Consider the following 25123-nt stretch of genomic DNA (forward strand, 5'->3'; position numbering starts at 1 on the left):
AGGCTCGGGGAAACTCCCAAAATCCTTGCAGCCTGTCTTTGTGTTATCCCTTCTATTCCTTTTATCTCCCGTAATACTTGATTCCTTTCTTTTTTCGGGAGGCTTTTTAGCTGCGCTATTTCAATTTCATTAATTACTTTCAAAATTTCCTGTCTTGCCTCATCATCAGATAATTTGATTTTTTTATTAATGGTATCATCCATGCAGCAGTCATTACTTTCCTGTTCGTTCAATTGCTTGAATTTCTCTCTTGCTAATCTTTCATCTTTAGAGAGAATACTTAATATTAAGGTCTCATCTAATAAGTCCTCAGGATAAACCTTTTCACCATAATAACCAATACAACTGCTCCATTTCCACTGTTCAGCCCGTCTAGCTAACTGTGCTTTCACTGGATTTTGATGAATATATCTTATAACTGTCAGCAAATACCTCTCTGTTTCCACATTTTCGCTTAAAAACCTGTCCTGGAAAAGATGTCCTATAGTCTTGTATTTTTGATTATAATACCATACATAACTTACACCCAGGCGTTTCATACTTATTGATATGTCTTCGTTTCCCTCTTTTAACAATAAATGAACATGATTATCCATAAGGCACCAACCATGAACTTTCATTTGGGAGATTGTTTTGACCTTTTTAAGGATTTCCAGGAATCTTAACCTATCATTGTTATCATGAAAAATCTCTTGTCTGTTGGCACCTCTTATAATTATGTGATATACTCCAGTTCTACTTTTTTGTCTTGCACAGCGCGGCATATTTTCACCATTTATATCTATTTTTATTATATTTTACCAAATAAAAATAATTGAAGCAAGAGAAATGTCATTTTTTGTCCTTTTGTTTCCTTTATTATGTGTTTTGCAGAAACATGAGAATAGTCTTTCTGGCTGCATTCAATTAGAACAGTCATTTTCATTCCATTATTCTCAGATTCGCTGCATCTGAAGCAGAAGAACCGTCCCCATGCTTCGCCCATGCTTCATGGAAGCAGAAGAACCGTCCCCACGCTTCCGGAGAACCGTCCCTCTGCTTCACCTCTGCTTCAGAGCAGCCATCTGTTTATTTGACAAAACAAAACCAGCGAGTAAACTGATATTCACCCGCTGGAAAAATATTGCGCTATTTTATTCTACTAGAGTCCCACCCCAAATATTGGCGTAGAGCTGAAAATGACAACTCCATCTCCTCGTATTTCACTGATACTCTAGGCTATGGACTAAGCTCTAGTGAATTTGGAAGCAAGAGAACCGTCCCCGTGCTTCAGGAGAACCGTCCCTTTGCTTCGAACCGTCCCCATGCTTCAGGGACCTGTCCACATGTCCTATTGTTATCTCGGGTTCTTTACCTGGGCTTGTGCGGCTGCAAGCCTTGCAATAGGTACTCTGAAAGGTGAGCAGGATACATAGTCAAGCCCTACTTTATGGCAGAACTCAACTGAAGAAGGATCTCCTCCATGCTCTCCACAAATACCTAATTTAATATTTGATCTTGTCTTTTTACCCTTTTCAACAGCTATCCTTACAAATTCTCCTACGCCGGTCTGGTCAAGCTTGGCAAAAGGATCAAAGTCATAGATCTTCTTATTGTAGTATTCTTCAAGGAATTTATCTGCATCATCACGGCTGAATCCAAAGGTCATCTGTGTAAGGTCATTGGTTCCAAAGGAGAAGAATTCTGCTTCAGTGGCAATTTCATCAGCTGTAATACATGCCCTTGGTATTTCTATCATTGTACCGACCATGTATTTCAGCTCTACTCCAGCCTTTTCAATTATTTCATTAGCAGTTTTTACAACAACGTCCTTAACATATTTCAGCTCTTTTACTTCTCCAACCAAGGGTATCATTATTTCAGGAACAACATTCATGCCCTTTTTATTGACATTTATTGCAGCTTCAATAATTGCCCTTGTTTGCATTTCAGCTATTTCAGGATAAGTAACCGCAAGACGGCATCCCCTGTGTCCCATCATGGGGTTGAACTCGTGGAGGGCATCTTTCCTTGCTTTTAACTCTTCAAAGGATACTCCCATTTCTTTCGCAATTTCTGCTATTTCATCATCTTCATGAGGCAGGAATTCATGGAGTGGTGGATCCAGAAGCCTGATTGTTACAGGATGTCCTTTCATGGCCTCAAATATTGCTTCAAAGTCTCCTCTTTGCATGGGCAGTAATTTATCAAGGGCTTTACGTCTTTGTTCTTCAGTATGGGATAATATCATTTCCCTTACCGCAGAAATTCTGTCAGCTTCAAAGAACATATGCTCAGTACGGCACAAGCCTATACCTTCTGCACCAAATTTCAAAGCCTGAGCAGCATCTGCCGGTGTGTCTGCATTTGTCCTTACTTTGAGTTTTCTAATTTCATCAGCCCATCCCATTAATGTTCCAAAGTATCCTGTCAGCTCAGGATCAACAGTTGGAAGTTTTTCTCCATAAACGTTTCCAGTTGATCCGTCAAGGGAGATCCAGTCGCCTTCCACATATTTATTACCATTTTTATCAATAAAATATTTTTCTTCTTCATTTATTCTTATTTCGCTACAACCTGCTACACAGCAAGTACCCATACCTCGGGCAACAACAGCGGCATGTGAGGTCATGCCTCCACGGCCTGTGAGAATACCCTGGGATACATGCATGCCTTCAATGTCTTCAGGTGAAGTTTCAAGTCTTACCAGTATAACTTTTTCTTCGCCGTTCTTAAACGCTTCTGCTGCGTCTTCAGCTGTAAAATAGATTTTGCCTGTAGCAGCTCCCGGGGAAGCAGGCAAACCTTTAGCAATCGGTTTCGCAGCTTTTAAAGCCTGTGGTTCAAAGTTTGGATGGAGTAATGAATCCAGCTGCTTAGGTTCAACTTTCAGAACAGCCTCTTCTTTTGTAATCATCCCTTCATTTACCAGGTCAACAGCTATTTTAAGAGCAGCTGCAGCTGTTCTCTTGCCGTTTCTGGTCTGCAGCATGAAGAGTTTGCCTCTTTCAATGGTAAATTCCATATCCTGCATATCCCTGTAGTGCTTTTCAAGTTTTTCAGCTATCTCAACAAACTGATTATATACATCAGGCATTACTTCTTTTAACTGATCAATGCTCTGAGGGGTTCTTATACCGGCAACTACGTCCTCACCCTGTGCGTTCATAAGGAATTCTCCATAAAGCTTCTTTTCGCCTGTGGCAGGATTCCTTGTAAATGCAACACCTGTACCGGAGTCATTGCCCATGTTTCCATAAACCATTTCCTGCACGTTAACTGCAGTACCCCAGTCACTGGGTATGTCATTGAGCCTTCTGTATACAATTGCTCTGGGATTGTCCCAGGACCTGAAAACTGCCTTCACAGCTTCCATAAGCTGTACTCTTGGATTCTGAGGGAATTCTTCCCCTTTTTCTTCTTTATATAGCTTCTTGTATTCTTCAACAATTTCTTTAAGATGTTCAGCTGTTAAGTCAGTATCTTGCTTAGCTCCATATTTTTCTTTAACGCTGTCCATGATCTTCTCAAATTTTGCCTTTTCAATATCCATTACAACATCGCTGAACATCTGGATGAATCTTCTATAGCTGTCATATGCAAATCTTTCATTATTTGTAAGTATGCCCAAGCCTACAACAACTTCATCATTAAGTCCCAGATTCAGAATTGTATCCATCATTCCAGGCATTGAAGCCCTTGCTCCGGAGCGGACTGATACTAAGAATGGATTGCTTGGATCACCGAATTTTTTGCCAACTATTTGTTCTGTCTTTGCCAATGCTGCATATATTTCGTCTTCTATATCTTTTGCTATTATCTTTCCATCTTTATAATATCTGGTACAAGCCTCTGTTGTAACTGTAAATCCTCTTGGCACCGGCAAGCCTAATCCTGTCATTTCTGCCAGGTTAGCACCCTTTCCGCCAAGTAAATCTCTCATGGAAGCATTACCTTCGCTAAATAAATAAACGTATTTTGCCATAATATACCTCCTTATAATGTAATTTTCTATATATAAGCTTTCCGCAAGTTTATAGGAAAGGCTATCAGTAACTTAAAAATTAAAAATCAAACTTACCTTCAAAATATTCGTTTAAACCATCGATAGGAATTCGTACCTGTTGCATAGAGTCTCTTTCCCTTATAGTCACACATTTATCATTCAGAGAATCAAAATCAAAGGTTATGCAGTACGGAGTGCCTATTTCATCCTGTCTTCTGTAACGTTTGCCTATACTGCCTGTTTCGTCGTACTCACATACATATTTCTTTATCAGCATTTCATATATTTTATAGGTCTCTTCACCCAGCTTTTTGGATAAAGGAAGTAAGGCAATTTTTACAGGTGCCAGTGCGGGATGTAAGCGGAGAACGTTTCTAACATCCCCTTCTGCTATTTCCTCTTCGTCATAGGCATCACAGAGAAATGCCAGGACTAACCTGTCAACTCCTACTGAAGGTTCAACACAATAAGGTATGTATTTTTCATTGGTGGCAGGATCAAAATAGGACAAGTCTTCTTTTGAATGTTCCATATGCTGCTTCAGGTCATAATCAGTCCTGTCGGCAATGCCCCATAATTCTCCCCATCCAAAGGGAAATTTGAATTCTATATCTGTTGTGGCATTACTGTAGTGGGACAGTTCTTCCTTGCTGTGATCTCTCATTTTTACATTATCTTTATTTAAGCCAAGGCTTATAAGCCAGTTATAGCAAAATTCCTTCCAGTAACTAAACCATTCCAGGTCAGTGCCTGGCTGGCAGAAGAATTCAAGTTCCATTTGTTCAAATTCTCTGGTTCTGAATATAAAGTTTCCTGGAGTTATTTCATTTCTGAAGGATTTCCCTATTTGACCTATTCCCATGGGTATTTTTTTTCTTGTTGTCCTTAACACATTCTTAAAGTTAACAAATATCCCCTGAGCAGTTTCTGGCCTTAGGTATATCTCTGACTTGGAATCTTCGGTAACACCCTGGAATGTTTTAAACATAAGGTTAAACTGCCTGATATCGGTAAAGTTTGTCTTACCGCAGGAGGGGCATGTTACTTTGTTTTCAACTATGTACTCTACCAACTGTTTATTTGTCCATCCGTCTACTGAAATCTCCTTGCCAACGCTTTTATTCCAGTCTTCAATCATCTTGTCGGCTCTGTGCCTGGTCTTGCATTCCTTACAGTCTATCAGCGGATCACTGAAGCTGCCTACATGTCCTGAAGCAACCCACACTTGAGGATTCATAAGTATTGCACAGTCAACACCTACATTATATGGGTTCTCTTGTATAAATTTTTTCCACCAGGCCTTTTTTACATTGTTTTTAAGTTCTACTCCCAGGGGCCCGTAATCCCAGGAATTTGCAAGACCGCCGTATATATCTGAACCGGGATAAATAAACCCCCTGTTTTTAGTTAAAGATACAATTTTTTCCATAGTTTTTTCAACAGCCATTTCCTCTTCCGACCTTTCTTTATAAACCTATTTAATGCCTCATTTAATGCCGCTTTTGGTGCGAATATAATGTATTTTGTTTTCATTAACCTCATGAATTGCAACTGTAACCGGTTTATCCGCATTGACATTTGTAAGCTTTGGAGCGCCATCATTTAGCTGTCTTGCCCTCTTTGCCACAGCAACTACCAATGTAAACCGGCTGTCCATGTTCTTCATAAGTGAACTTATAGAAGGATATATCATTATTAATTATCACTCCTTATTGACCAACCCTAATTTCAATAATATATCTTTATTTCTTTTAACTGTCAATTTTTCTGCTTCAATTATTTTAATAATTTTTTCAGCTGATAAATTAATATCATCATTTATCACAACATAATCATAATCATAAAAATATGTAACTTCCTTCTTTGCCTTTTCAAGGCGCTTTTCAATAACATCCCTGCCTTCTGTTCCTCTTCCGACTATTCTGGCTTCCAGTTCACCAAATGAAGGAGGTAGAATAAATATTGATACACAGTCCGGATACTGTTTTTTAATATTTGCAGCCCCTTCAACTTCCACTTCAAGTATAATATCATATCCTTCCTTCAAAGAACTTTCCACGTAATCCCTGGGAGTACCATACAGGTTGTTGCAATACTCAACCCATTCTATAAGCTGGTTGTCATCTATTAAACGCTTAAATTCCTCCTCAGTCTTAAAAAAATAGCTTTTTCCTTCTATTTCACCTTCTCGTGGTTTTCTGGTGGTAGCTGATACTGAAAACCTCACACTATTATACTTTTCCTTCAGTTGTTTCAAAACAGTGCTTTTGCCTGTTCCTGAAGGCGCAGATATTACTATTAGCAATCCACCATTTGACATTTTTGTATCTCCTCTTAACAGCCTTTTCCGCAATTGTTTACTTTTTATTTTTCATTACTGGATATCTTCTTCTTCGTCTTCTGCTTCTTCAATAACTGTTTCCTTGCTGCTAAGCCTATGGGCTACAGTCTCAGGCTGAACGGCAGACAATATTATGTGGTCGCTGTCTGTAATTATAACAGCCCTGGTTCTTCTGCCGTATGTGGCATCTATTAGCATGCCCCTGTCTCTGGCCTCCTGGATTATTCTTTTGATAGGAGCTGATTCCGGGCTGACTATGGCAATTAGCCTGTTCGCGGAAACAATATTCCCAAAGCCTATATTTATCAGTTTCATCAATATACCTCCTTATTCTATATTTTGTACCTGTTCTCTCATCTTCTCAATTTCACTTTTTAATTCAATAATGTTTTTTGTAATTTCAAGATCATTCGCTTTTGAGCCTATTGTATTTACTTCTCTGTTAATCTCCTGTATTAGAAAATCCAGCTTCCTTCCAACAGGCTGTTCCATATTTAGTGTGTCCACAAACTGGTGCATATGGCTTCTTAGTCTTACCAATTCTTCATCAATGCTGCATCTGTCGGCAAAGAAAGCTACCTCTGTCGCAATTCTGGACTCATCAATAGTTTGCTGCTCTAACAGCTCTTTTATCCTGTTTTCTAATTTGATTTTATATTCTTTTACTACTTCAGGAGCCCTTAAGGTAATTCGGTCTATAGTTGACTCAAGACTTTCGGCTTTTTGAATAAGGTCTTTTTTCAAAGTTTCTCCCTCTTGTTCCCTCATTTTTATAAGGGCATCAAGAGCGTTTTGCACTGCCACTTGTAATACACTCCATATTGCTTCTTCGTCTTCCTGAACATTTTCTACACGAAATACCTCAGGGAATTGGGATATTAAAGATACGGATATATCATCTTTCAAGCCGTATTTATCTCTAAGTTTTTTAACAGCTTCCATATATGAAGCTGCCACCGCCTCATCAAGAAATATCAATTTTGATGTCTCGGTTAAACTTTTATATAATATGTACACATCAATTTTGCCTCTTGACAGGTTTTTGCTAATCAAATCCCTCACTTTGTCTTCGAGAAACATAATATTTCTCGGCATTTTAATAAATATGTCAGTATACCTGTGATTAACCGTTTTAATTTCAACCTGAAATTCGCGTCCATCCTGCTGGTAAATGCATCTTCCAAATCCAGTCATACTTCTGATCATTAATTATCATCCTCTGCAACAAACTCGCGGGTATTTCTGTTAAATATCTGTTAAGTATTATAACACAATTTTTCTGTTTTAAAAGCTAATATTTGTAATTATTCTATATTTAATTACGATTTACTCAGTTTTTCTTTATATTACTGTCCAATCCGGATAATCAGCTTTTTCCTCCCATATCACCCAGTTCATACATTATAATTGACAATACTGCTGCGCCGGCTGTTTCAGTCCTCAAAATCCTGGGGCCAAGTGAAACAGGTTTTATCCCCATTGAGCATGCCTTCATGACTTCTTCCTTTTCAAATCCCCCTTCAGGTCCAATAAAAACTGATATATTCTTTATTCTATTATTTATTCCGCCACCGGTTAAATATTTTTTAATACCTACAGAGGTTTCTTCTTCGTATGGTATGAGGGATAAGTCAGAACCAGCGGAGTGTTCAAGTGCTTCTTCAAACTGCATGGGATAGCCTATCTCAGGTATAATACCCCTGTTGCACTGCTTGGCAGCTTCCAGGGAAATTTTTCTCCATCTTAAAACTTTTTTATCCTTATCCCTTGGACTTTCAAATCTGACAATTGTTCTGCAGGTAATTACAGGCACAATTTTTGCAGCGCCGAGTTCCACGCATTTTTGTATCACCATATCCATCTTGTCACCTTTTGGAATACCCTGATAAAGGGTAAAATTTAAAGGTGGCTCGGTGTTGCTTTTTTCGGAGCTTATTATTTCAGTATATATACTGCTTGGCTCCAATTGCTGTATCTTTACTGTGTAATCTGTACCTGCCCCGTCACATACCTCAATAATGTCACCTTTTTTAAGACGTAAAACATTTTTTATATGATTAACATCTCCGCCCTTTATAACTATATGGTCAGAATGGATGTTTTCCTTTTCTACAAAGAACCTTGACATCTGAATACAATCGCCACCCACTCTCCGTCTTCGGCCATTTCCTCACATATAAAACCCTTTTGAGTGTAGGTTTTTATAACCTGATCCTTTCTTTCTTTTATTATTCCGGAGGTAATAAACAGTCCGTTATTTTTTATATAATTTTCCATTGAATTGGACAAATCAATTATAACATCAGCTATTATATTTGCAACAACAATATCTGATTTTTCTACAATAATATCCTTTAATACTCCTTCATGTACTTCAACAACATCATTTACATGATTAAGGATGCAGTTTTCCCGGCTTACCCTGAAAGCTACATTGTCAATATCCAGTGCAACTACTTTCTTAGCCCCGAGCCTGGCTGCAATTATTGAAAGTATTCCGGTGCCGCTTCCTACATCTATTACAGTATCTCCTTCTTTCATGTATTTCTCAAGGAACTTCGCACACATGGAGGTTGTTTCGTGAGTGCCGGTTCCAAAAGCCATTCCGGGATCAATTTCTATGACTATCTCATCATTTACTTTCTGATAATTTTCCCAGGTAGGTTTTATCACAACTCTTTTTGTTATATGAAAAGGCTTATAGTACTTTTTCCAGTTTTCTGACCAATCCTGGTCATTTATCCTGGTAGTTTCAACCGTTCCTTTCCCAACATTAAGAAAGCCTGAAATATAGTTCAGTTTTTCCTTTACAAGCTGTTTTAGTTCTTCAGGGTTCAATTCATCTGAAAAATAAGCTTTTATCACAACATCCTGGCCGAGGGACTCTAAAAATTTATCGTCTGCATAATCCAGGGAGTTACTCTTCAATATTTCCCTCTTTATTTCATTGGGATCATCAACAGCAACTCCTCCCGCACCAATAGACATAAGCATTTCAGATACCGCATCCCAGGCTTCTTCCGTTGTTGTTACTGTAATTTCAATCCATTTCATAATTCTACCTCTGTTATATTCTGCTTCTATAATATTCTACTTCTGTAATTATTTTGCTTTTTCATTGGTTTTCTACTCATATATCATTAGCATTTTATCGCTTAATTATCATTGCATTGGATTTTTAGATCGCCAATAATTATATAACATTGCTTAGTGATTGCAACTTTTATTGCTAAATCCGCTTCGCTCAGAGATTTAAACTTAGTATTTTCACTTTTATTTCCCAAAAGCTTCCTTAACCTTATCAAAAAATCCTTTTCCCTGTTCCTGTACTTCTTCGCCACTTAATTGAGCAAACTGTCTTAACAATTCCTTTTGTTTTTCATTCAGTTTTTTCGGTACTTCAACAACTACTTTTATAAACTGGTCTCCTCGTCCGGTACTTCTCAAATAAGGAATACCTTTGCCCCTTATCCTGAATACTGTATCTGTCTGAGTCCCTTCAGGAATATGGTACTTTATTTTCCCGTCAAGGGTTGGTACTTCTATTTCAGCTCCTAAAGCTGCCTGCACGAAAGAAATGGGTATATCACAGACTACATCATTACCTTGGCGCTGGAATATTGGATGAGGCTTAACTCTTACATGAACAAACAGGTCTCCCGGTGGTCCTCCTCTTAAACCAGGCTCGCCCTCACCTCTTAGGGAAATTGTCTGGCCATCGTCAATTCCTGCAGGGATGTTCAGTTTTATTTTCCTGTTTTTCCTGATTCTTCCTCTTCCGTTGCATTTTGTACAGGGGTCGGTTATTACTTTTCCTTCTCCGTGGCACACTTCGCAGGTCTTAATATTTACAAATTGTCCCAATATAGTGCTCTGCTTGTACTGTATCTGACCCGTACCATTGCAATAGGTACAGGTTTTTATGGATGTTCCATCTTTTGCCCCTGTTCCCTTGCAGGTCGGACATTCCTCCATGCGGTGGATGGTTATTTCCTTTTCCACTCCGAAGGCAGCCTCTTCAAAGGTTATTTCTATAGAGTATGTTAAGTCAGCTCCTTTCTGGGGGGCATTTCTTCTCCTTGTTGAACTTCCGAAAGCTCCTCCAAAGAAGGTCTCAAATATATCTCCTACTCCTCCAAAATCAAATCCCTCAAAGCCTCCAAAACCACCAAATCCGTTCGGATCCACTCCTGCATGTCCGAATTGATCATATTGGGCGCGCTTTTGCGGATCGCTCAGAACCTGATATGCCTCATTCACCTCTCTGAATTTTTCCGCAGCATCCTTATCATCAGGATTTACATCCGGATGATATTTCTTGGCCAGTTTTCTGAATGCCTTTTTTATATCTTCATCAGAGGCATTTTTATCAACCCCAAGAACTTCGTAGTAGTCTCTCTTGTTTGACACCCTATCACTCCATTCAATTTCAGCCTCGAAAATCAGGCCAAAGCCATATATTATGACTTCGGCCTGCAGATCTTTTCCTGTAGTTATATACCAGTGTTATTAATATTTTGCATATGATGTTCTGCCTGCATTACTTTGCCAATCAGGTTTTGTGCAATATTTATATTAGCAAAATTATTTATCATCGTCTACTACTTTATAATCAGCATCATAAACATTATCCTGTTCGCCTGCTCCTTGTCCTCCTGCGCCTCCAAAACCTGCTCCCGGATTTGGTCCTGCCTGGCCACCTGCACCTGGCTGCTGATATATCTTGGAAGAAATGCTGTAGAAGGCCTGTTGCAGAGACTCTGTACTACTCTTGATTCTACCAATGTCGTTACCTTTCAAAGCTTCTTTAACCTTATCGATTTCAGCCTGGATTTTTGCCTTATCTTCACTGCTTAGCTTATCTCCTAAATCTTTCAAAGTCTTTTCTGACTGATATACAATTGAGTCTGCCTGATTTCTGGTTTCCACTTCTTCTTTTCTCTTCTTATCCTCAGCGGCGAATTTCTCAGCTTCTTTAATAGCTTTTTCTATTTCTGCATCAGAAAGGTTGCTCGAAGCGGTAATTGTGATATTCTGCTCGTTTCCGGTACCTAAATCCTTGGCCGAAACATGAACTATACCATTGGCATCAATATCAAAGGTTACTTCTATTTGCGGCACACCTCTTGGAGCTGGCGGTATACCTGTAAGCTGGAATCTTCCAAGGGTTTTGTTGTATGCAGCCATTTCTCTTTCGCCCTGCAGTACATGGATTTCTACACTGGTCTGTCCGTCTGCGGCAGTAGAGAATATCTGGCTCTTTTTGGTTGGTATGGTTGTATTTCTTTCTATAAGCTTTGTAAACACGCCACCTAAAGTTTCAATTCCCAGTGATAACGGAGTTACATCCAGTAACAGCAAATCTTTAACTTCTCCTGTAAGTACGCCGGCTTGTATTGCTGCTCCAATAGCTACGCATTCATCCGGATTTATTCCCTTAAAAGGTTCCTTGCCAAAAAATTTCTTAACTGCTTCCTGTACTGCAGGTATTCTTGTAGAACCTCCTACAAGAAGAATCTTGTCTATTTTCTCAGGTGTCAGTCCGGCATCCTGCAAAGCCTGCCTTGTTGGTCCCATGGTTTTCTCCACAAGGTCTGCAGTAAGTTCATCAAATTTTGCCCTTGTCAATGTCATATCAAGATGTTTCGGCCCTGTTGAGTCAGCTGTGATAAAAGGAAGATTAATATTGGTACTTCCAACACTGGAAAGTTCTATTTTAGCTTTTTCGGCAGCTTCCTTAAGCCTTTGCATTGCCATTTTATCTTGTCTTAAATCAATTCCGTTTTCTCTCTTAAATGAATCGCACAAATAGTTAATTATCCTCTGGTCAAAATCATCTCCGCCCAGCCTGTTGTTTCCGCTGGTAGCTAATACTTCAAAAACTCCGTCTCCTATTTCAAGAATAGAAACGTCAAATGTACCTCCACCCAGGTCAAATACCAGTATCTTTTGTTCATGTTCCTTGTCAAGCCCATATGCCAGAGATGCAGCGGTAGGTTCATTGATTATTCTCAATACCTCAAGTCCTGCAATTTTTCCGGCATCTTTTGTTGCCTGTCTCTGGGAGTCTGTAAAATATGCTGGAACAGTAATAACAGCCTGAGTAACCGTTTCTCCTAAATATGCTTCTGCATCGGCTTTCAATTTTTGAAGTATCATGGCTGATATCTCCTGGGGAGTATAACTTTTGTCATCAATTTTAACCCTCCTGTCGCTCCCCATGTCTCTCTTTATTGACATAACTGTTCTTTCGGGATTGGTAATGGCCTGTCTCTTTGCCACTTGACCTACAAGTCTTTCTCCTGTTTTGGAAAAAGCAACAACTGATGGAGTTGTTCTGCTGCCTTCAGCATTTGGTATTACAACAGGTTCTCCACCTTCCATTACAGCAACGCATGAATTGGTTGTACCTAAATCTATACCTATAACTTTACCCATAATGTTTGCCTCCTGTAATTATTCTTAAGATTACTTTATTAATTCTTTTTCTTTATATAACTTCAGTTAATTGGCCACTTTTACTACACTGTGCCTTATGACTTTATCTTTTGTCTTATATCCTTTCCGGAATTCTTCAACAATGATGTTCTGGCCGTATTCTTCATCTTCTACATGCATTACAGCTTCGTGCAGACTAGGATCAAATTCCTTGCCTTTGCAATCTATTTCCTCAACACCAAGATTTTTAAGCACTTCATTAGCTTTGCGTTTGATCAGCTCTACTCCTTCTTTAATGGGACTGTTTTCTGCTTCCTTCTCACATACCTGAAGAGCCCTGTCAATGTCATCTATTATAGGAAGAAAAGCTGATACAACATCGCAAACGGCTTCTGTATAAATGGCTTCTTTCTCTCTGGCAGTTCGTTTTCTGTAGTTATCAAACTCAGCCGCGGTTCTCTGAAGTCTGCTGAAGTATTCGTCAGCTGCTTTGGATTTTTCCTCAAGCTGTGCCATAAGTTTTTCAAATTCCTCGTTACTTGGTGCGCTGCTTTTTTCAGAACTTTGAGAATCTTCTACTTTATTTTCTTCAAAAGTAGTTTTCTCATTTAAGTTCTCTTCAACAGCTTCTTTTTTCTCTTTTTTTTCATTGTTATTGTCCATTATATTTTAATTCCACCTTCCTCCTAATAGTAGATAAGTAAATCATTACTCATCATCTCTGAAAAGTTTCAGTATTTCCTGGTTTATCTTTTTCCTGATATACATCATAGAGGAAATAACCTTGGCGTAATCCATTCTTGTTGGTCCGATAACTCCAATAGATCCAATTATCATATCACCAATACTGTAAGTAGCTTTTATCAAACTGCAATCTTTTATCTCCTCTATTTCATTTTCAGAACCGATCTTTATGTTTATTTTATCTGTTTGGTTATTATTGCTGTTCAACAGTTTTTTCAGAAGGCTGATCCTGTCAAGTACACTAAGAAATTCTTTAGCCTTGGCAATATCCCGGAATTCAGGAAAATTGAAAATATTAGAAGTTCCTTCAAGGTATACTTCACGGTTATCTATACCCTCTATGCAGTCTGATAATCCATCTATTATAGTTTTCATCATTAGTCTGGAATCTATTACAATGTTGGATAAATCCGACAAAATCATTTCATTTACGTCTCCAACAGCAAGCCCCACCAGTTTCTGCTCCAATGCATTGGATACTTTATTCAGATAATCCATGGTAGCATAATCTGATACTTTAATAATGCTGTTTTTGACAGTACCACCGCTTGTCACTAAAATAATAAGCGCTTTTCCGTTATCAATAGGTATTACTCTGACAGATTTAATAATGCTCTTCTTCATGTGAGGAGTAATAGCCATTGAAGTATATTTTGTTAAACGGGACATAACATCTGTAGCCTGTCTCAACAACTGGTTCAATTCATTGATTTTTGTTTCCATGGCTAATCTGATAGTCTCTATCTCTTCAAATGTTAAGCCCCTGATGCTCATTAATTCATCAACATACAGCCTGTAACCTTTATCTGAGGGAATTCTTCCGGCAGATGTATGTGGCTGCTCAAGGTATCCCATTTCTTCAAGGTCAGACATTTCATTTCTTATAGTAGCAGAACTAAGACCTAGTTCATGCTTCTTTGCTATGGTCCTTGAACCTACAGGCTCTGCTGAGCTAATATAATCACTAACCACTGCATGAAGAATTTTTCTTTTCCTTTCATCCAGTAACATCTACCTCACCTCCTTGTTAGCACTCTCCTGTGTTGAGTGCTAATCCTCCTTTAAAAATATCACTAGTGCATTTTTTTGTCAAGAGCTTTATGGAGTGTATCTTAGCTTTTTATAGAGGTACGTCCCTTTACCTTATGCACTCCACAAACACCTGATTGGCCAGATCCAGTCCCTTTTCAGTTAATCTCACATTGTTTCCTTTCTCCGGATCAATCACAATAAGCCCCTTGCGCAACAACTTTTCCAATGGCACTCCAAAAGCCTCCCAAAGTCCAACTCCGAATTTATTTTCAAAATCTCTGCCGCTTATCCCCTCTATGAGTCTAAGTCCCAGGATCATGTATTCGGACATGGCTTCTTCTCTGTCTATATTGATAACATTTTCTACAGTGGATTTTCCAGTCTGAATAAGGTTTATATATTTCTCAGGGCTGTATACATTATTGAATCTCTTTCCCTCAATATAGGAATGGGCTCCGGCACCCACTCCAAGATACTGAGCGGTTTGCCAGTATATCAGGTTGTGTTTGCATTGGTAACCGGGCTTTGCAAAATTAGATATTTCATAATGTTCATAACCGGCATTTCTCAGTATTTCCTTTGCCCTATAATACATTTCCCTGTCATATTCATCATCTACAGGAGTCAGGCCACCCTCTGAGAACAATCTGCCGAATACAGTTCCTTCTTCGATCTGGAGGCTATAGCATGAAATATGTTCCGGCCCCATGGCTACAACATTCTCAAGGGTTTCACACCATTCCTCCAGAGTCTGGCCTGGGATAGCAAATATAAGATCAGTACTTATATTGTCAAAGCCTTCTTCCCTGGCTAGAGAAAAATTGTTTAAATAATCTTCTAAAGTATGGGTCCTGCCTAATTTTTTTAGAATCCTGTCCTGCCAGGCCTGAAGGCCAATGCTTAGCCTGTTGATGCCTGATTGCCTGTATGCTTTTACTTTATCCCGGCAGAGAGTTCCCGGATTGGATTCTATGGTTATTTCAGCATTGCTGCTTATATTAAAATTCCGGCGGCATGTATTTAATAATTGAATGATATACTTCTCATTTACATATGAAGGAGTGCCACCACCTATGAATATGGTATTAATTCTATGGTGTTTTAGCTTATTTCCGTAACTGTCCAGTTCCATCTCAACAGCCTTGAAGTATGCAGGTATAAGATTATCCTTGTCAGGATAGGAGTTAAAATCACAATAATTGCATTTTGACCTGCAAAAAGGCAGATGTATATAAATTCCTGTTACTTCATTCATCTTTTACTTTTCCAGTGCTACTCTCCCAATTTTACTCTCTAATAATTCTCTAATAATTCTTTTTAAATATTTACATCAATCCAGCTTTAAAACGCTCATAAAGGCCTCCTGGGGTACCTCCACGCTTCCTACCTGGCGCATTCGCTTTTTGCCTTCCTTCTGCTTCTCAAGGAGCTTCTTTTTCCGTGTGATATCTCCTCCATAACATTTTGCAAGTACGTCTTTCCTATAGGCTTTTACAGTTTCCCGGGCAATAATTTTGCCACCTATGCAGGCCTGTATAGGAATTTCAAACTGCTGCCTTGGAATGGACTCCTTCAGCTTCTCAGCTATTCTTCTGCCTCTGGCATAAGCTTTGTCTTTGTGAACAATAAACGAAAGAGCATCCACTATTTCAGAATTTATCATTATGTCCAGTTTTATCAAATCTGCTTTCCTGTATCCTATTAGTTCATAATCAAAGGAAGCATATCCTCTGGACCTGGACTTTAAAGCATCAAAAAAGTCATATATTATTTCATTCAAGGGTAACTCATAATTCAGCATAACCCTTGCTTCATCTATATATACCATGTCTTTAAAAGTTCCCCGTCTTTCCTGTGCAAGTTCCATAATATTACCTACAAATTCTGTAGGCAACATTATAGATGCCTTAACAACAGGTTCTCTGATCTCCTCAATAGAGTCAGCAGAAGGCATATTGGTGGGGTTATCGATATGCAGTAGCTGCCCGTCGGTTTTTATCACTTCATATACAACGCTTGGAGCAGTAGTTACCAGATCCAGGTCATACTCCCTCTCAAGCCGTTCCTGAATTATTTCCATATGGAGAAGCCCAAGAAATCCGCACCTGAAACCGAATCCCAGCGCTCCCGATGTTTCGGGTTCAAAAATTAGAGCTGCATCATTTAATTGCAGTTTCTCAAGAGCATCTCTCAGGTCATCGTATTTTGCCCCGTCTGCGGGATATATGCCGCAAAATACCATAGGTACAACTTTCTTATACCCTGGAAGAGGTTCTTTTGCAGGATTCCGGGATAAGGTAATCGTATCTCCTACTCTTGTATCCTTTACATTCTTTATGCTGGCACTGATGTATCCTACATCTCCTGCAATAAGTTCATCACAGGGCATATAGGCTCCAGGCCTGAAATAACCTACCTCAGTAACCTGGAACTCTTTGCCGGTGGACATCATCTTTATTTCATCGCCTGGCTTTACCCTTCCTTCTTTTATCCTGACATAGGCTATAACCCCTTTGTAGCTGTCATATATGGAATCGAATATAAGAGCTCTAAGAGGAATGTCCTCATCACCTTCAGGACAAGGTATCTTATTTACTATTGCCTCCAGAACTTCTTCTATATTAATCCTGTTTTTGGCAGATATTAGCGGCGCGTCGCTCGCATCCAGTCCAATCACATCTTCAATTTCATGCTTTACATGGTCAGGCTGGGCACTTGGTAAATCAATTTTGTTAATTACAGGTACAATTTCAAGATTGTGCTCAAGTGCCAGATAAGTATTGGCAAGAGTCTGGGCTTCGATTCCCTGTGAAGCATCAACTACCAGTATGGCTCCTTCACATGCAGCAAGACTCCGTGAGACTTCATAATTAAAGTCCACATGTCCGGGAGTATCTATCAGGTTTAAAGTATACTCTTCACCGTCCCGGGCTTTATATTTCATCCTGACTGCCTGGAGCTTTATTGTAATCCCACGTTCCTTTTCAATTTCCATGTTGTCCAGAACCTGATCCTCCATCTCACGTTCGCTTAAGGCTCCAGTCATTTCTATAAGCCTGTCGGCAAGAGTGGATTTCCCATGGTCAATGTGGGCAATTATACAAAAATTCCTTATTCTCTTTTGTCTTTCGCTCCCCATTGATTACTCCTCTCTATTTCTGGCTAAGTTTTATTTATTAAGTTTTTTCCTTGATAAAATATTATATCATGAATTTGAAAAAATTCATGATATAATTCTTTATTTGGACACCAATAATTATTTTATTTTGGCACCAATAACTATTCTCTGGCGAACCTTTGTTTCAGCCTCTCCAAATCATTAAGAATAACAGAGACGTCTATTTTAAGAGACTCGTCCAGAATTTTAACTTCCAGAAAGGCACCTTCCATATAAAAACCTATTAATTGAATACTTTTCTGGTTTTTTAACAGCCAGTTTGTAGAGTAATCAACTATACATAATCCAAAAGTAATAATGAAAAAGAATAAAAGAAATAATGATGTATATCTTCTTTTAAACCGCCTTGCGGTCCTGAACCTTTCCAGCCTGTTCACGTAACTGAACCTCCAAGCCTGGAAGCAAAAGAACCGTCCCCTTGCTCCCTTTTCTAGATATTATTCCCAAAAAAATCTAATTAATTACTTATAACCTGGACTTCAGGGCGGTCAGTTACTCAGTTTGCTTATAACCTCATTTATGGCTTTAGCCACATACTTGGTACTTTCCAGGGCTTCATTCAGTGTGTTGCCGTCACCACCTATCTCTATAATAAGGGATCCGGTTGTAAGGTGCTGGTTATACCTGTTTTTGCTTATCAGTATAGGTCTTGCCAGGCCGGGGCATATTTCGTTTAGCTTTTCCTGGAGTTTCAGAGCAAGCTTTAAATTCTCCTTCCAATTAGGATGTTTAAATCCGTTTGCATCGGTTCCAATAACAAACATAACCTGGGCTACCGCTTTACCGTCTATCTCCTTGACTCTTCTTAGCTTTCCCTGGTCTTTAGCCAGGCCGTCCCTGTGAATATCAAGAGTTATTTTTATTGAGGGATAGCTCTTTAATATCTGTGTAACGGTATTTAATGAATTGCCATATGAGTTATTATAAATATAATCATGAACAGTACCATTGTGAATTACCTCAATACCATAGGTTTTTTGAAGGGTTTGAGCCAGTTCATTTCCAACTCTTACTACATTACTCCTGGGGTCTGGTGATGAGTTGGGTGAGTCTTTTTTCCCAAGGTCAGCTAAATTCTTTAAATAAGCTTCGGTAGTATGAGTATGGTAAATAAGAATCTTTGGCCCTTTCTTATCAAATTTTATTTTGAGAGGTTCTTTTAATAAAGCTTCAATATCTATCTTATATTTTGTTTCATTTTGAATTTCAATTTTTCCACTGGTCTGGACCTCCAGCTTGGAAAGATCCCTGTCTTCGGTTTCTTCGTGGAACCACGCCACATCTATTCCTTCCAGAAACTCTCCTTCATAACCCTCCATGTCAGGAATATATTCTATACCTGACCCTCCTTCTAAATATTGATTTTCATCATTCGTATCATCCCGGGCACTATAATCATCAGGATCAGAGCCTCCGGTGTCTTCCAGTTCAGGTTCTGATATGCTCTCTTTTTGTGCTATAAGTATATTGTTGTAGTAGGTGTTAAAATATGGCGACTGGGAGTTTAATATTGTTACAGGAGAATTTAACTGAAAGTTAAATATATATCCGATTACATCTTTTATTTCATTTAGTAATGAAGTGCTGATATTTCCACTGTTATATACTGTATTAATTATTGGCAGGGACAGGTTGAGAGTTCCCTTGAAATTCTCTGTATCTATATTTTTCACAATATCCATGTCCATTGAAAAAAGTGTGTTTCCAGCAAAAATGCCAAAACTGATCGCAGTAATGCATAAAATTACTGTAAGAGGTATCATGAATATCCTGCGGTATTTTTCTTTTCTTTTTTTCTTTATGTATGCTTGTCTCATGGCAACTCCTAATATTAATAATTAAGGTAGATACTATAGCCCGTTATTCAATAATATTCTGGAAACATGGATATTATGACAAGTTATATAGAAACGTGATCTTCTCTCAATCTCTATAGGCGGCTGATACCTTCCGGCTTTTCAAGTATTAACCTGATTGCCGCCTTGTTATAAAAGATGCAAAAAAGGTCCAAACAACGGCTATCCGTTAAATTTGGACCTTTTTTACTTTATTATATTTTTTATATCATACTATCATTTTGGACTATTATTTTGGGGGAAATATTTCTACTGAATAAATTTTTTTAATTCAGGATAATTATCTATAACAAATTCAGCTCCTGCCATCACCATTGCGAATAATGCCAACAATATTACCAGTACAATGGCTCCCACATCATATTTCATAGGTTCATCCTTTTTTCCTGCGAAAAATACCAGCATTTCGATTCCCATAAGGACAAGTATAATAGGCCATAGTGAAAAGATAAACCTATAATCCATATCCGGTAAAAATATACGGGTTAAAAACAAAAGTCCGAAACCTACAAGCACTATACCTGCTGTAAGAGTGCCTACCCTACGGCCTTTAAACATCTCTGTCACACTCCTCTTTTTTAACTGCAATAAGCCGGATTCCTATCAGTATTATTACGATTCCAATTACAAATTGTGGGAAAACCCTGGTGATGCCACGAATAAATCTGTATATATCTTCAGGGATATAATTCCACAAACTAAGCATAATATTGTTCAAAATAAGGTACACACCAAAAATTATTAACAAAATGCCGGCATATAATCCCTGTTTTTTAAAAATAAAACCACAATTTTTCATTATACTGTCAAGTGAGAATAAAAAAGTATCTTCATACTGGGCAAATTCCTCATCACTTGAATAATATTTATTTATGCAATCAAAGAATGAATAAAACCAAAGAATCGGCAGGATAAAAAGCAGTGGGCCAATATTTAGCCAGCTTGCAATAAAGATAATAAGGAAGAAAGCTGACATCAGTGAAACTCCTATTTTCATAAAGCCCATAAACATATGTCCTGCTCCGGGCAAAAGTGAAAATACAAATGTAAAAAACTTATTCTTCTTCTGTCTCATTTAATGATACCTCCATATTTAAAATTTTTTGTGAGAAATCCTTTAATCCTGTATTTATATCATTAATATAATCAATCAGCTTTTGTTCTGATGTATTAAATCTTTCAGCATATCTTTCAGGATACCTTTCAGTATAATTAATTGCATTTGCGTAGAAATCCAGGAAACCTGAGAATATAATTGCCAAAGAAGCACAAACAGCAACTGCAACTCTGAAGGAGTAAAACAAAAGTTTTTTGTTATTCCTGTTTTCTTCGGGAGCAGAAGGCAGTTTTCTCATTATTTCATCAGCAAAACCCGAAGGTACTTTCTTCAGTTCTGAATCCATAAAGCTTCCGGAAAAAGCTTCTGCACAGTATAGACATTCGGCTATATGTGATGTTGCCTGTAATAGTTCATCTTCAGTTAATGCGCCTTTTTTGAGGGCTTCCAGTGCGAAACCGGCCAAATGTCCATTCTCATCAAATATTTCTTTCACATATATTCCTCCTTCCATAAATCTCTTAATAGCTTCTTTGATCTTGTCAGCCGGGTCTGAAGTGTTTTCAGGTTTTCTCCGGTATCTCTTGCAATATCCGATAATTTCCTGTTCTTACAGAAATAATTTATTGATACTGTCCTGTAGGGTTCTCTTAATTTATTGCACAAATAAAAAACCCTGTTTTCAGAATCCGTATTTATTACAACAGTTTCCGGTAATTCCTTATTATCCTGTATGTCTTCAATATCCGCTTCAGACAGGCAGGTTATATTCCTGGCAGGACTCTTTAGATAATCTCTGCACTTATTTGCAGCTATGGTGGTTAACCAGCCTTTAAAGTTCTTACCGTCAAAATTGTCAATGTTATTATATGCAGACAAAAAAGTTTCCTGGGCCAGGTCCTCTGCGTCAAAATAATTTCTGGTAAAAGAAAGGCAAATAGTGAAGACTAAGTTTTCATACTGCTTTACTAATTCTATGAATTGTTCTTTCTTTATAATCTTCACCATCCTTTGTATATCTTATTTCCTCTTCATTATAACACCTATGTTCAAAAGAATATTTTTCGATTGTAGGATAATTTACTTACATCTACGCTGTTTCAACGAGGCGTATCTTTTTTTCATTATCTGAACGCCAAATCGGCGTCTGCCACCTGCAGGATACATTTTGCCGCCTCGTTATATATAACGATTCACATAAAAAAAACTCTTCAAAGTTGAAGAGTTTTTTATTCATTAATTATATAATAATATATTGTGTCAGCTTTTTTAGCATATGCGTGACTTAATAATACCGAAGTTTCGTTAAGTGCGAATTATATAATCTATACGTAATCAGCAAAAACTGCGTTTATTTTATCTCAGCTTCTACAGTTCGTATATAAAGTTCTCTTAGCTGCTTGGGATCAACTGTACTGGGTGCATTGGTCATCGGATCTGAAGCATTCTGAATTTTCGGGAATGCTATTACATCACGAATGGAATTTCTTCCTGCCATGAGCATAACCAGCCTGTCTAATCCGAAGGCCAAGCCGCCATGAGGTGGTGTTCCATATTTGAATGCTTCAAGCAGGAACCCAAATCTATCCCAGGCCTGTTCCTGTGTAAACCCTAGAAGCTTAAACATTTTTTGCTGAATTTCCTGGCTGTGTATTCTAATACTTCCTCCGCCCAATTCAACTCCGTTTAATACCATGTCATATGCCTTGGCACGGACTCTTCCAGGGTCTGTATCGAGATACTGGATATCTTCATCCATGGGTGAAGTAAAGGGATGATGTTTTGCTACCCAGCGTTTTTCTTCTTCACTGTATTCAAGAAGAGGAAATTCAATTACCCACAGGAAGTTAAACTTGTCTTTTTCAATAAGGTCAAGTCTCCTTGCCAGTTCAAGCCTCAGATGTCCTAAAGCATCAAATACAATTTCATCTTTATCTGCTACAAAGCATAGTAAATCTCCTGGCTCGGCTTTCATTCTTTCCAGTATGGATTTTATTTCTTCATCTGTGAAGAATTTTGTTATGGCAGACTTAAGTTCATTTTCTTCTACAACTATCCAGGCCATTCCTTTTGCTTTGAAAGTCTTAACAAAATCTATCAGGCCGTCAATTTCCCTTCTGCTAAATTTCCTTCCACAACCTTTTGCATTAATTGCCCTGACACTTCCACCTTTTTTTACTGCATCAGAAAATACTTTAAATCCGCATTCAGCAACCAGATCGGATATATTAACCAATTCAAGCCCGAATCTTGTATCAGGCTTGTCTGTACCAAACCTGTCCATAGCTTCTTTATATGTCAACCTGGGGAATTTATAGTTCAATTCTATTCCTAAGGCTTCTTTAAAAGCTCTTTTTATGAACTCCTCATTTATTTCCAGAACGTCTTCTACATTGACAAAAGACATTTCAATATCTATCTGAGTAAATTCAGGTTGCCTGTCAGCTCTTAAATCCTCATCCCTGAAACATTTTACTATCTGGAAATACCTGTCGAAACCTGATACCATAAGAAGCTGTTTAAATATCTGAGGTGATTGGGGCAAAGCATAAAACTTTCCAGGGTGTACCCTGCTGGGCACAAGATAATCTCTTGCTCCTTCCGGAGTACTTTTTGTGAGCATGGGAGTTTCTATCTCAATAAATCCCTTCTCATCAAAATAATCTCTTGCAATTTTTGCAACACGGTGCCTGAGCATAAGATTTCTTTGCATATCAGGCCTTCTAAGGTCCAGATACCTATACTTAAGTCTTAATATTTCGCTTATGTCTGAATCTTCCTCTATATATATGGGAGGGGTTTCGGATTTGCTGAGTATTCTTAATTCCTTAGCCACAACCTCAATCTCCCCGGTTTTTATCTTGGGGTTTACTGTCTCAGGATCTCTTTTGACAACCTGTCCAACAACAGCAATCACATACTCGCTTCTTACTGTTTCTCCCTTATTAAATACCTCCTGGCTGTTCTCTGCGCTGATTACTACCTGAAGTATTCCGCTTCTGTCTCTTAAATCAATAAATATTACTCCCCCAAGGTCCCTTCTCTTATGGACCCATCCCATAACTGTCACTTCTTGTCCTACATTGCTAATATCCAGTTCTGCACATCTATGTGTTCTCTTTAATCCATAAATCGTATCTTCCATAATAATAATCCCTCCATATATATAGTTGCTTAATACCATATAGTTACTAAATGCACTTGTTTTTTAGCCTGTCTAATATTGAATCCAGACTTACATCCTTTTGTTCTCCGGTTTGCATGTTTTTGAGCACTGCCTTGTTGCTCTCTATTTCTTCATCTCCAAGTACTACCACTGTTCTTGCGCCTAATTTATCCGCGTATTTTAACTGAGCTTTCAGACTTCTTGCCATATGATCGGTTTCAGCTCTTATATTCTCACTTCTAAGTTTATATACAAGCTTTTCAGCAAATTTTCGGGCATTTTCACCTATCACTGCCAAGAATATATCTAATTTTTCAGGTTCAGGTATATTCACACCCCTGCTGTCCATCTCAAGAAGCAGCCTTTCTATTCCAAGGGCAAATCCTATACCTGGTGTCGGAGGGCCTCCGCAAATTTCTACCAATCCGTCATACCTTCCGCCTCCGCAAATTGTTCCCTGAGTGCCTACATTTTTTGAAACATATTCGAAAACTGTCTTTGTATAATAGTCCAGCCCTCTAACAATATTTTTATCTACATTATATTTTATATTAATATTGTCCAATCCTTCTTTTAATCCTTCAAAATGTTCTTTACAAGTATCGCAGACATTGTCCAGCAATGCAGGGGCACCCATGGCATATTCCCTGCATTTTTCTTCTTTACAGTCCAGGAGCCTTAATGGATTTCTGCTGTATCTGGTTTTACAGTTATGGCACATATCATTGATATAAGGCTTAAAATATTCCAGCAGCTTCTTATTATATTCTTTTCTGCATTCAGGACATCCTAAACTATTTATATTCAATTCTATATCTTTAAGGCCAAGTCTTTTGAATAAAACATCCAGTATGCTTATAACTTCTACATCTATTGAAGGACCGGGCGCTCCAAAGGCTTCTACTCCAAATTGATGGAATTCCCTGTATCTTCCCTTTTGAACATTTTCATATCTGTAAGCGGAAATATTATAGTATAATTTGACAGGTTGAGCCATGGAAGCCATTCCGTTTTGGATATAACTCCTCACCACTCCGGCAGTTCCCTCAGGGCGCAGTGTAAGGCTTCTTCCGGCTTTATCAAGAAAAGTATACATTTCCTTTTGAACTATATCCGTGGTATCTCCCACGCCTCTTTCAAACAGTTCAGTATGTTCAAATACAGGTATTCTGATTTCCTTATAACCGAACTTATCACATACTTCTGTTATAATTTTTTCAATATACTGCCACTTGTAAATTTCATCCGGCAATATATCTCTTGTGCCTTTTGGAGCTCTTGTAAGCATTTTTACCTCCATTTACATTAAATAAATGTACTTATACA

At 38.2% G+C, this 25123-nt stretch carries 23 protein-coding genes; all 23 read right to left on the reverse strand.

What is annotated here, in order from left to right; translation table 11 throughout:
- Positions 1-764 (reverse strand): transposase (locus GXX20_00760; GenBank protein ID HHW30197.1); only part of this gene is annotated, 764 nt, incomplete at its 3' end.
- A 572-nt stretch (positions 765-1336) separates the two neighbouring features.
- Positions 1337-3964 carry a pyruvate, phosphate dikinase gene (locus GXX20_00765; GenBank protein HHW30198.1) on the reverse strand — a complete coding sequence of 876 codons (2628 nt, stop codon included), beginning with the start codon at positions 3962-3964 and terminating at the stop codon, positions 1337-1339.
- 79 nt (positions 3965-4043) lie between these two features.
- Positions 4044-5432, reverse strand: a complete 1389-nt coding sequence (locus GXX20_00770; protein HHW30199.1) for a glycine--tRNA ligase — start codon at positions 5430-5432, stop codon at positions 4044-4046.
- A 39-nt stretch (positions 5433-5471) separates the two neighbouring features.
- On the reverse strand, positions 5472-5678 hold the full coding sequence (locus GXX20_00775) for a DNA-directed RNA polymerase subunit omega (GenBank protein ID HHW30200.1): 207 nt from the start codon (positions 5676-5678) through the stop codon (positions 5472-5474).
- A 9-nt stretch (positions 5679-5687) separates the two neighbouring features.
- On the reverse strand, positions 5688-6305 hold the full coding sequence (gene gmk, locus GXX20_00780; protein ID HHW30201.1) for a guanylate kinase: 618 nt from the start codon (positions 6303-6305) through the stop codon (positions 5688-5690).
- 54 nt (positions 6306-6359) lie between these two features.
- Positions 6360-6647: a DUF370 domain-containing protein gene (locus GXX20_00785; GenBank protein ID HHW30202.1), complete on the reverse strand. Its 288-nt coding sequence runs from the start codon at positions 6645-6647 to the stop codon at positions 6360-6362.
- Between the two features lie 6 nt (positions 6648-6653).
- Positions 6654-7532: a YicC family protein gene (locus GXX20_00790; protein HHW30203.1), complete on the reverse strand. Its 879-nt coding sequence runs from the start codon at positions 7530-7532 to the stop codon at positions 6654-6656.
- A 160-nt stretch (positions 7533-7692) separates the two neighbouring features.
- Positions 7693-8454 carry a 16S rRNA (uracil(1498)-N(3))-methyltransferase gene (locus tag GXX20_00795; GenBank protein ID HHW30204.1) on the reverse strand — a complete coding sequence of 254 codons (762 nt, stop codon included), beginning with the start codon at positions 8452-8454 and terminating at the stop codon, positions 7693-7695.
- Complete coding sequence (gene prmA / locus GXX20_00800) at positions 8436-9380, reverse strand: 50S ribosomal protein L11 methyltransferase (GenBank protein ID HHW30205.1); 945 nt, start codon at positions 9378-9380, stop codon at positions 8436-8438. The genes GXX20_00795 and prmA overlap by 19 nt, the downstream gene beginning before the upstream one ends.
- Positions 9381-9599: 219 nt before the next feature.
- On the reverse strand, positions 9600-10736 hold the full coding sequence (gene dnaJ / locus GXX20_00805; GenBank protein ID HHW30206.1) for a molecular chaperone DnaJ: 1137 nt from the start codon (positions 10734-10736) through the stop codon (positions 9600-9602).
- Between the two features lie 174 nt (positions 10737-10910).
- Positions 10911-12764: a molecular chaperone DnaK gene (dnaK, locus tag GXX20_00810; GenBank protein ID HHW30207.1), complete on the reverse strand. Its 1854-nt coding sequence runs from the start codon at positions 12762-12764 to the stop codon at positions 10911-10913.
- Positions 12765-12830: 66 nt separating this feature from the next.
- Positions 12831-13427, reverse strand: coding sequence for a nucleotide exchange factor GrpE (gene grpE / locus GXX20_00815; protein HHW30208.1), 597 nt, complete (start codon positions 13425-13427; stop codon positions 12831-12833).
- Between the two features lie 45 nt (positions 13428-13472).
- The gene (hrcA, locus tag GXX20_00820; protein HHW30209.1) at positions 13473-14519 is read right to left on the reverse strand and encodes a heat-inducible transcription repressor HrcA; all 1047 of its coding nucleotides are present in this window, start codon (positions 14517-14519) and stop codon (positions 13473-13475) included.
- A 127-nt stretch (positions 14520-14646) separates the two neighbouring features.
- Positions 14647-15795, reverse strand: coding sequence for an oxygen-independent coproporphyrinogen III oxidase (locus tag GXX20_00825; GenBank protein HHW30210.1), 1149 nt, complete (start codon positions 15793-15795; stop codon positions 14647-14649).
- Positions 15796-15870: 75 nt separating this feature from the next.
- Positions 15871-17679 (reverse strand): elongation factor 4, encoded by a 1809-nt coding sequence (lepA, locus tag GXX20_00830; GenBank protein ID HHW30211.1) that lies wholly within the window; start codon positions 17677-17679, stop codon positions 15871-15873.
- 140 nt (positions 17680-17819) lie between these two features.
- Positions 17820-18095 (reverse strand): hypothetical protein, encoded by a 276-nt coding sequence (locus GXX20_00835; protein HHW30212.1) that lies wholly within the window; start codon positions 18093-18095, stop codon positions 17820-17822.
- A gap of 111 nt (positions 18096-18206) precedes the next feature.
- The gene (locus GXX20_00840; protein HHW30213.1) at positions 18207-19535 is read right to left on the reverse strand and encodes a stage II sporulation protein P; all 1329 of its coding nucleotides are present in this window, start codon (positions 19533-19535) and stop codon (positions 18207-18209) included.
- 288 nt (positions 19536-19823) lie between these two features.
- Entirely contained in the window at positions 19824-20132 is a 309-nt protein-coding gene (locus GXX20_00845; GenBank protein HHW30214.1) for a hypothetical protein, read from the reverse strand.
- Positions 20125-20649 (reverse strand): hypothetical protein, encoded by a 525-nt coding sequence (locus GXX20_00850; GenBank protein HHW30215.1) that lies wholly within the window; start codon positions 20647-20649, stop codon positions 20125-20127. The genes GXX20_00845 and GXX20_00850 overlap by 8 nt, the downstream gene beginning before the upstream one ends.
- The gene (locus GXX20_00855) at positions 20630-21127 is read right to left on the reverse strand and encodes a hypothetical protein (GenBank protein HHW30216.1); all 498 of its coding nucleotides are present in this window, start codon (positions 21125-21127) and stop codon (positions 20630-20632) included. The genes GXX20_00850 and GXX20_00855 overlap by 20 nt, the downstream gene beginning before the upstream one ends.
- A complete protein-coding gene (locus GXX20_00860) occupies positions 21124-21639 on the reverse strand; it encodes a sigma-70 family RNA polymerase sigma factor (protein HHW30217.1) in 516 nt (171 codons plus the stop codon). Before GXX20_00860 ends, GXX20_00855 begins: the two co-directional genes overlap by 4 nt.
- 343 nt (positions 21640-21982) lie before the next feature.
- Entirely contained in the window at positions 21983-23776 is a 1794-nt protein-coding gene (gene aspS / locus GXX20_00865) for an aspartate--tRNA ligase (GenBank protein ID HHW30218.1), read from the reverse strand.
- Positions 23777-23822: 46 nt separating this feature from the next.
- Entirely contained in the window at positions 23823-25085 is a 1263-nt protein-coding gene (locus GXX20_00870; GenBank protein HHW30219.1) for a histidine--tRNA ligase, read from the reverse strand.
- Positions 25086-25123 lie beyond the last annotated feature (38 nt).

The organism is Clostridiaceae bacterium (assembly GCA_012840395.1).
GTDB lineage: Bacteria > Bacillota > Clostridia > Acetivibrionales > DULL01 > DULL01.

Coding starts and splice junctions, on each gene's coding strand:
- GXX20_00765 (HHW30198.1), bottom strand. CDS start 3,964: ATGGCAAAATACGTTTATTTATTTAGCGAAGGTAATGCTTCCATGAGA.
- GXX20_00770 (HHW30199.1), bottom strand. CDS start 5,432: ATGGCTGTTGAAAAAACTATGGAAAAAATTGTATCTTTAACTAAAAAC.
- GXX20_00775 (HHW30200.1), bottom strand. CDS start 5,678: ATGATATATCCTTCTATAAGTTCACTTATGAAGAACATGGACAGCCGG.
- gmk (HHW30201.1), bottom strand. CDS start 6,305: ATGTCAAATGGTGGATTGCTAATAGTAATATCTGCGCCTTCAGGAACA.
- GXX20_00790 (HHW30203.1), bottom strand. CDS start 7,532: ATGATCAGAAGTATGACTGGATTTGGAAGATGCATTTACCAGCAGGAT.
- GXX20_00795 (HHW30204.1), bottom strand. CDS start 8,454: ATGTCAAGGTTCTTTGTAGAAAAGGAAAACATCCATTCTGACCATATA.
- prmA (HHW30205.1), bottom strand. CDS start 9,380: ATGAAATGGATTGAAATTACAGTAACAACAACGGAAGAAGCCTGGGAT.
- dnaK (HHW30207.1), bottom strand. CDS start 12,764: ATGGGTAAAGTTATAGGTATAGATTTAGGTACAACCAATTCATGCGTT.
- grpE (HHW30208.1), bottom strand. CDS start 13,427: ATGGACAATAACAATGAAAAAAAAGAGAAAAAAGAAGCTGTTGAAGAG.
- hrcA (HHW30209.1), bottom strand. CDS start 14,519: ATGTTACTGGATGAAAGGAAAAGAAAAATTCTTCATGCAGTGGTTAGT.
- GXX20_00825 (HHW30210.1), bottom strand. CDS start 15,795: ATGAATGAAGTAACAGGAATTTATATACATCTGCCTTTTTGCAGGTCA.
- lepA (HHW30211.1), bottom strand. CDS start 17,679: ATGGGGAGCGAAAGACAAAAGAGAATAAGGAATTTTTGTATAATTGCC.
- GXX20_00840 (HHW30213.1), bottom strand. CDS start 19,535: ATGAGACAAGCATACATAAAGAAAAAAAGAAAAGAAAAATACCGCAGG.
- GXX20_00845 (HHW30214.1), bottom strand. CDS start 20,132: ATGTTTAAAGGCCGTAGGGTAGGCACTCTTACAGCAGGTATAGTGCTT.
- GXX20_00850 (HHW30215.1), bottom strand. CDS start 20,649: ATGAGACAGAAGAAGAATAAGTTTTTTACATTTGTATTTTCACTTTTG.
- GXX20_00860 (HHW30217.1), bottom strand. CDS start 21,639: ATGGTGAAGATTATAAAGAAAGAACAATTCATAGAATTAGTAAAGCAG.
- aspS (HHW30218.1), bottom strand. CDS start 23,776: ATGGAAGATACGATTTATGGATTAAAGAGAACACATAGATGTGCAGAA.
- GXX20_00870 (HHW30219.1), bottom strand. CDS start 25,085: ATGCTTACAAGAGCTCCAAAAGGCACAAGAGATATATTGCCGGATGAA.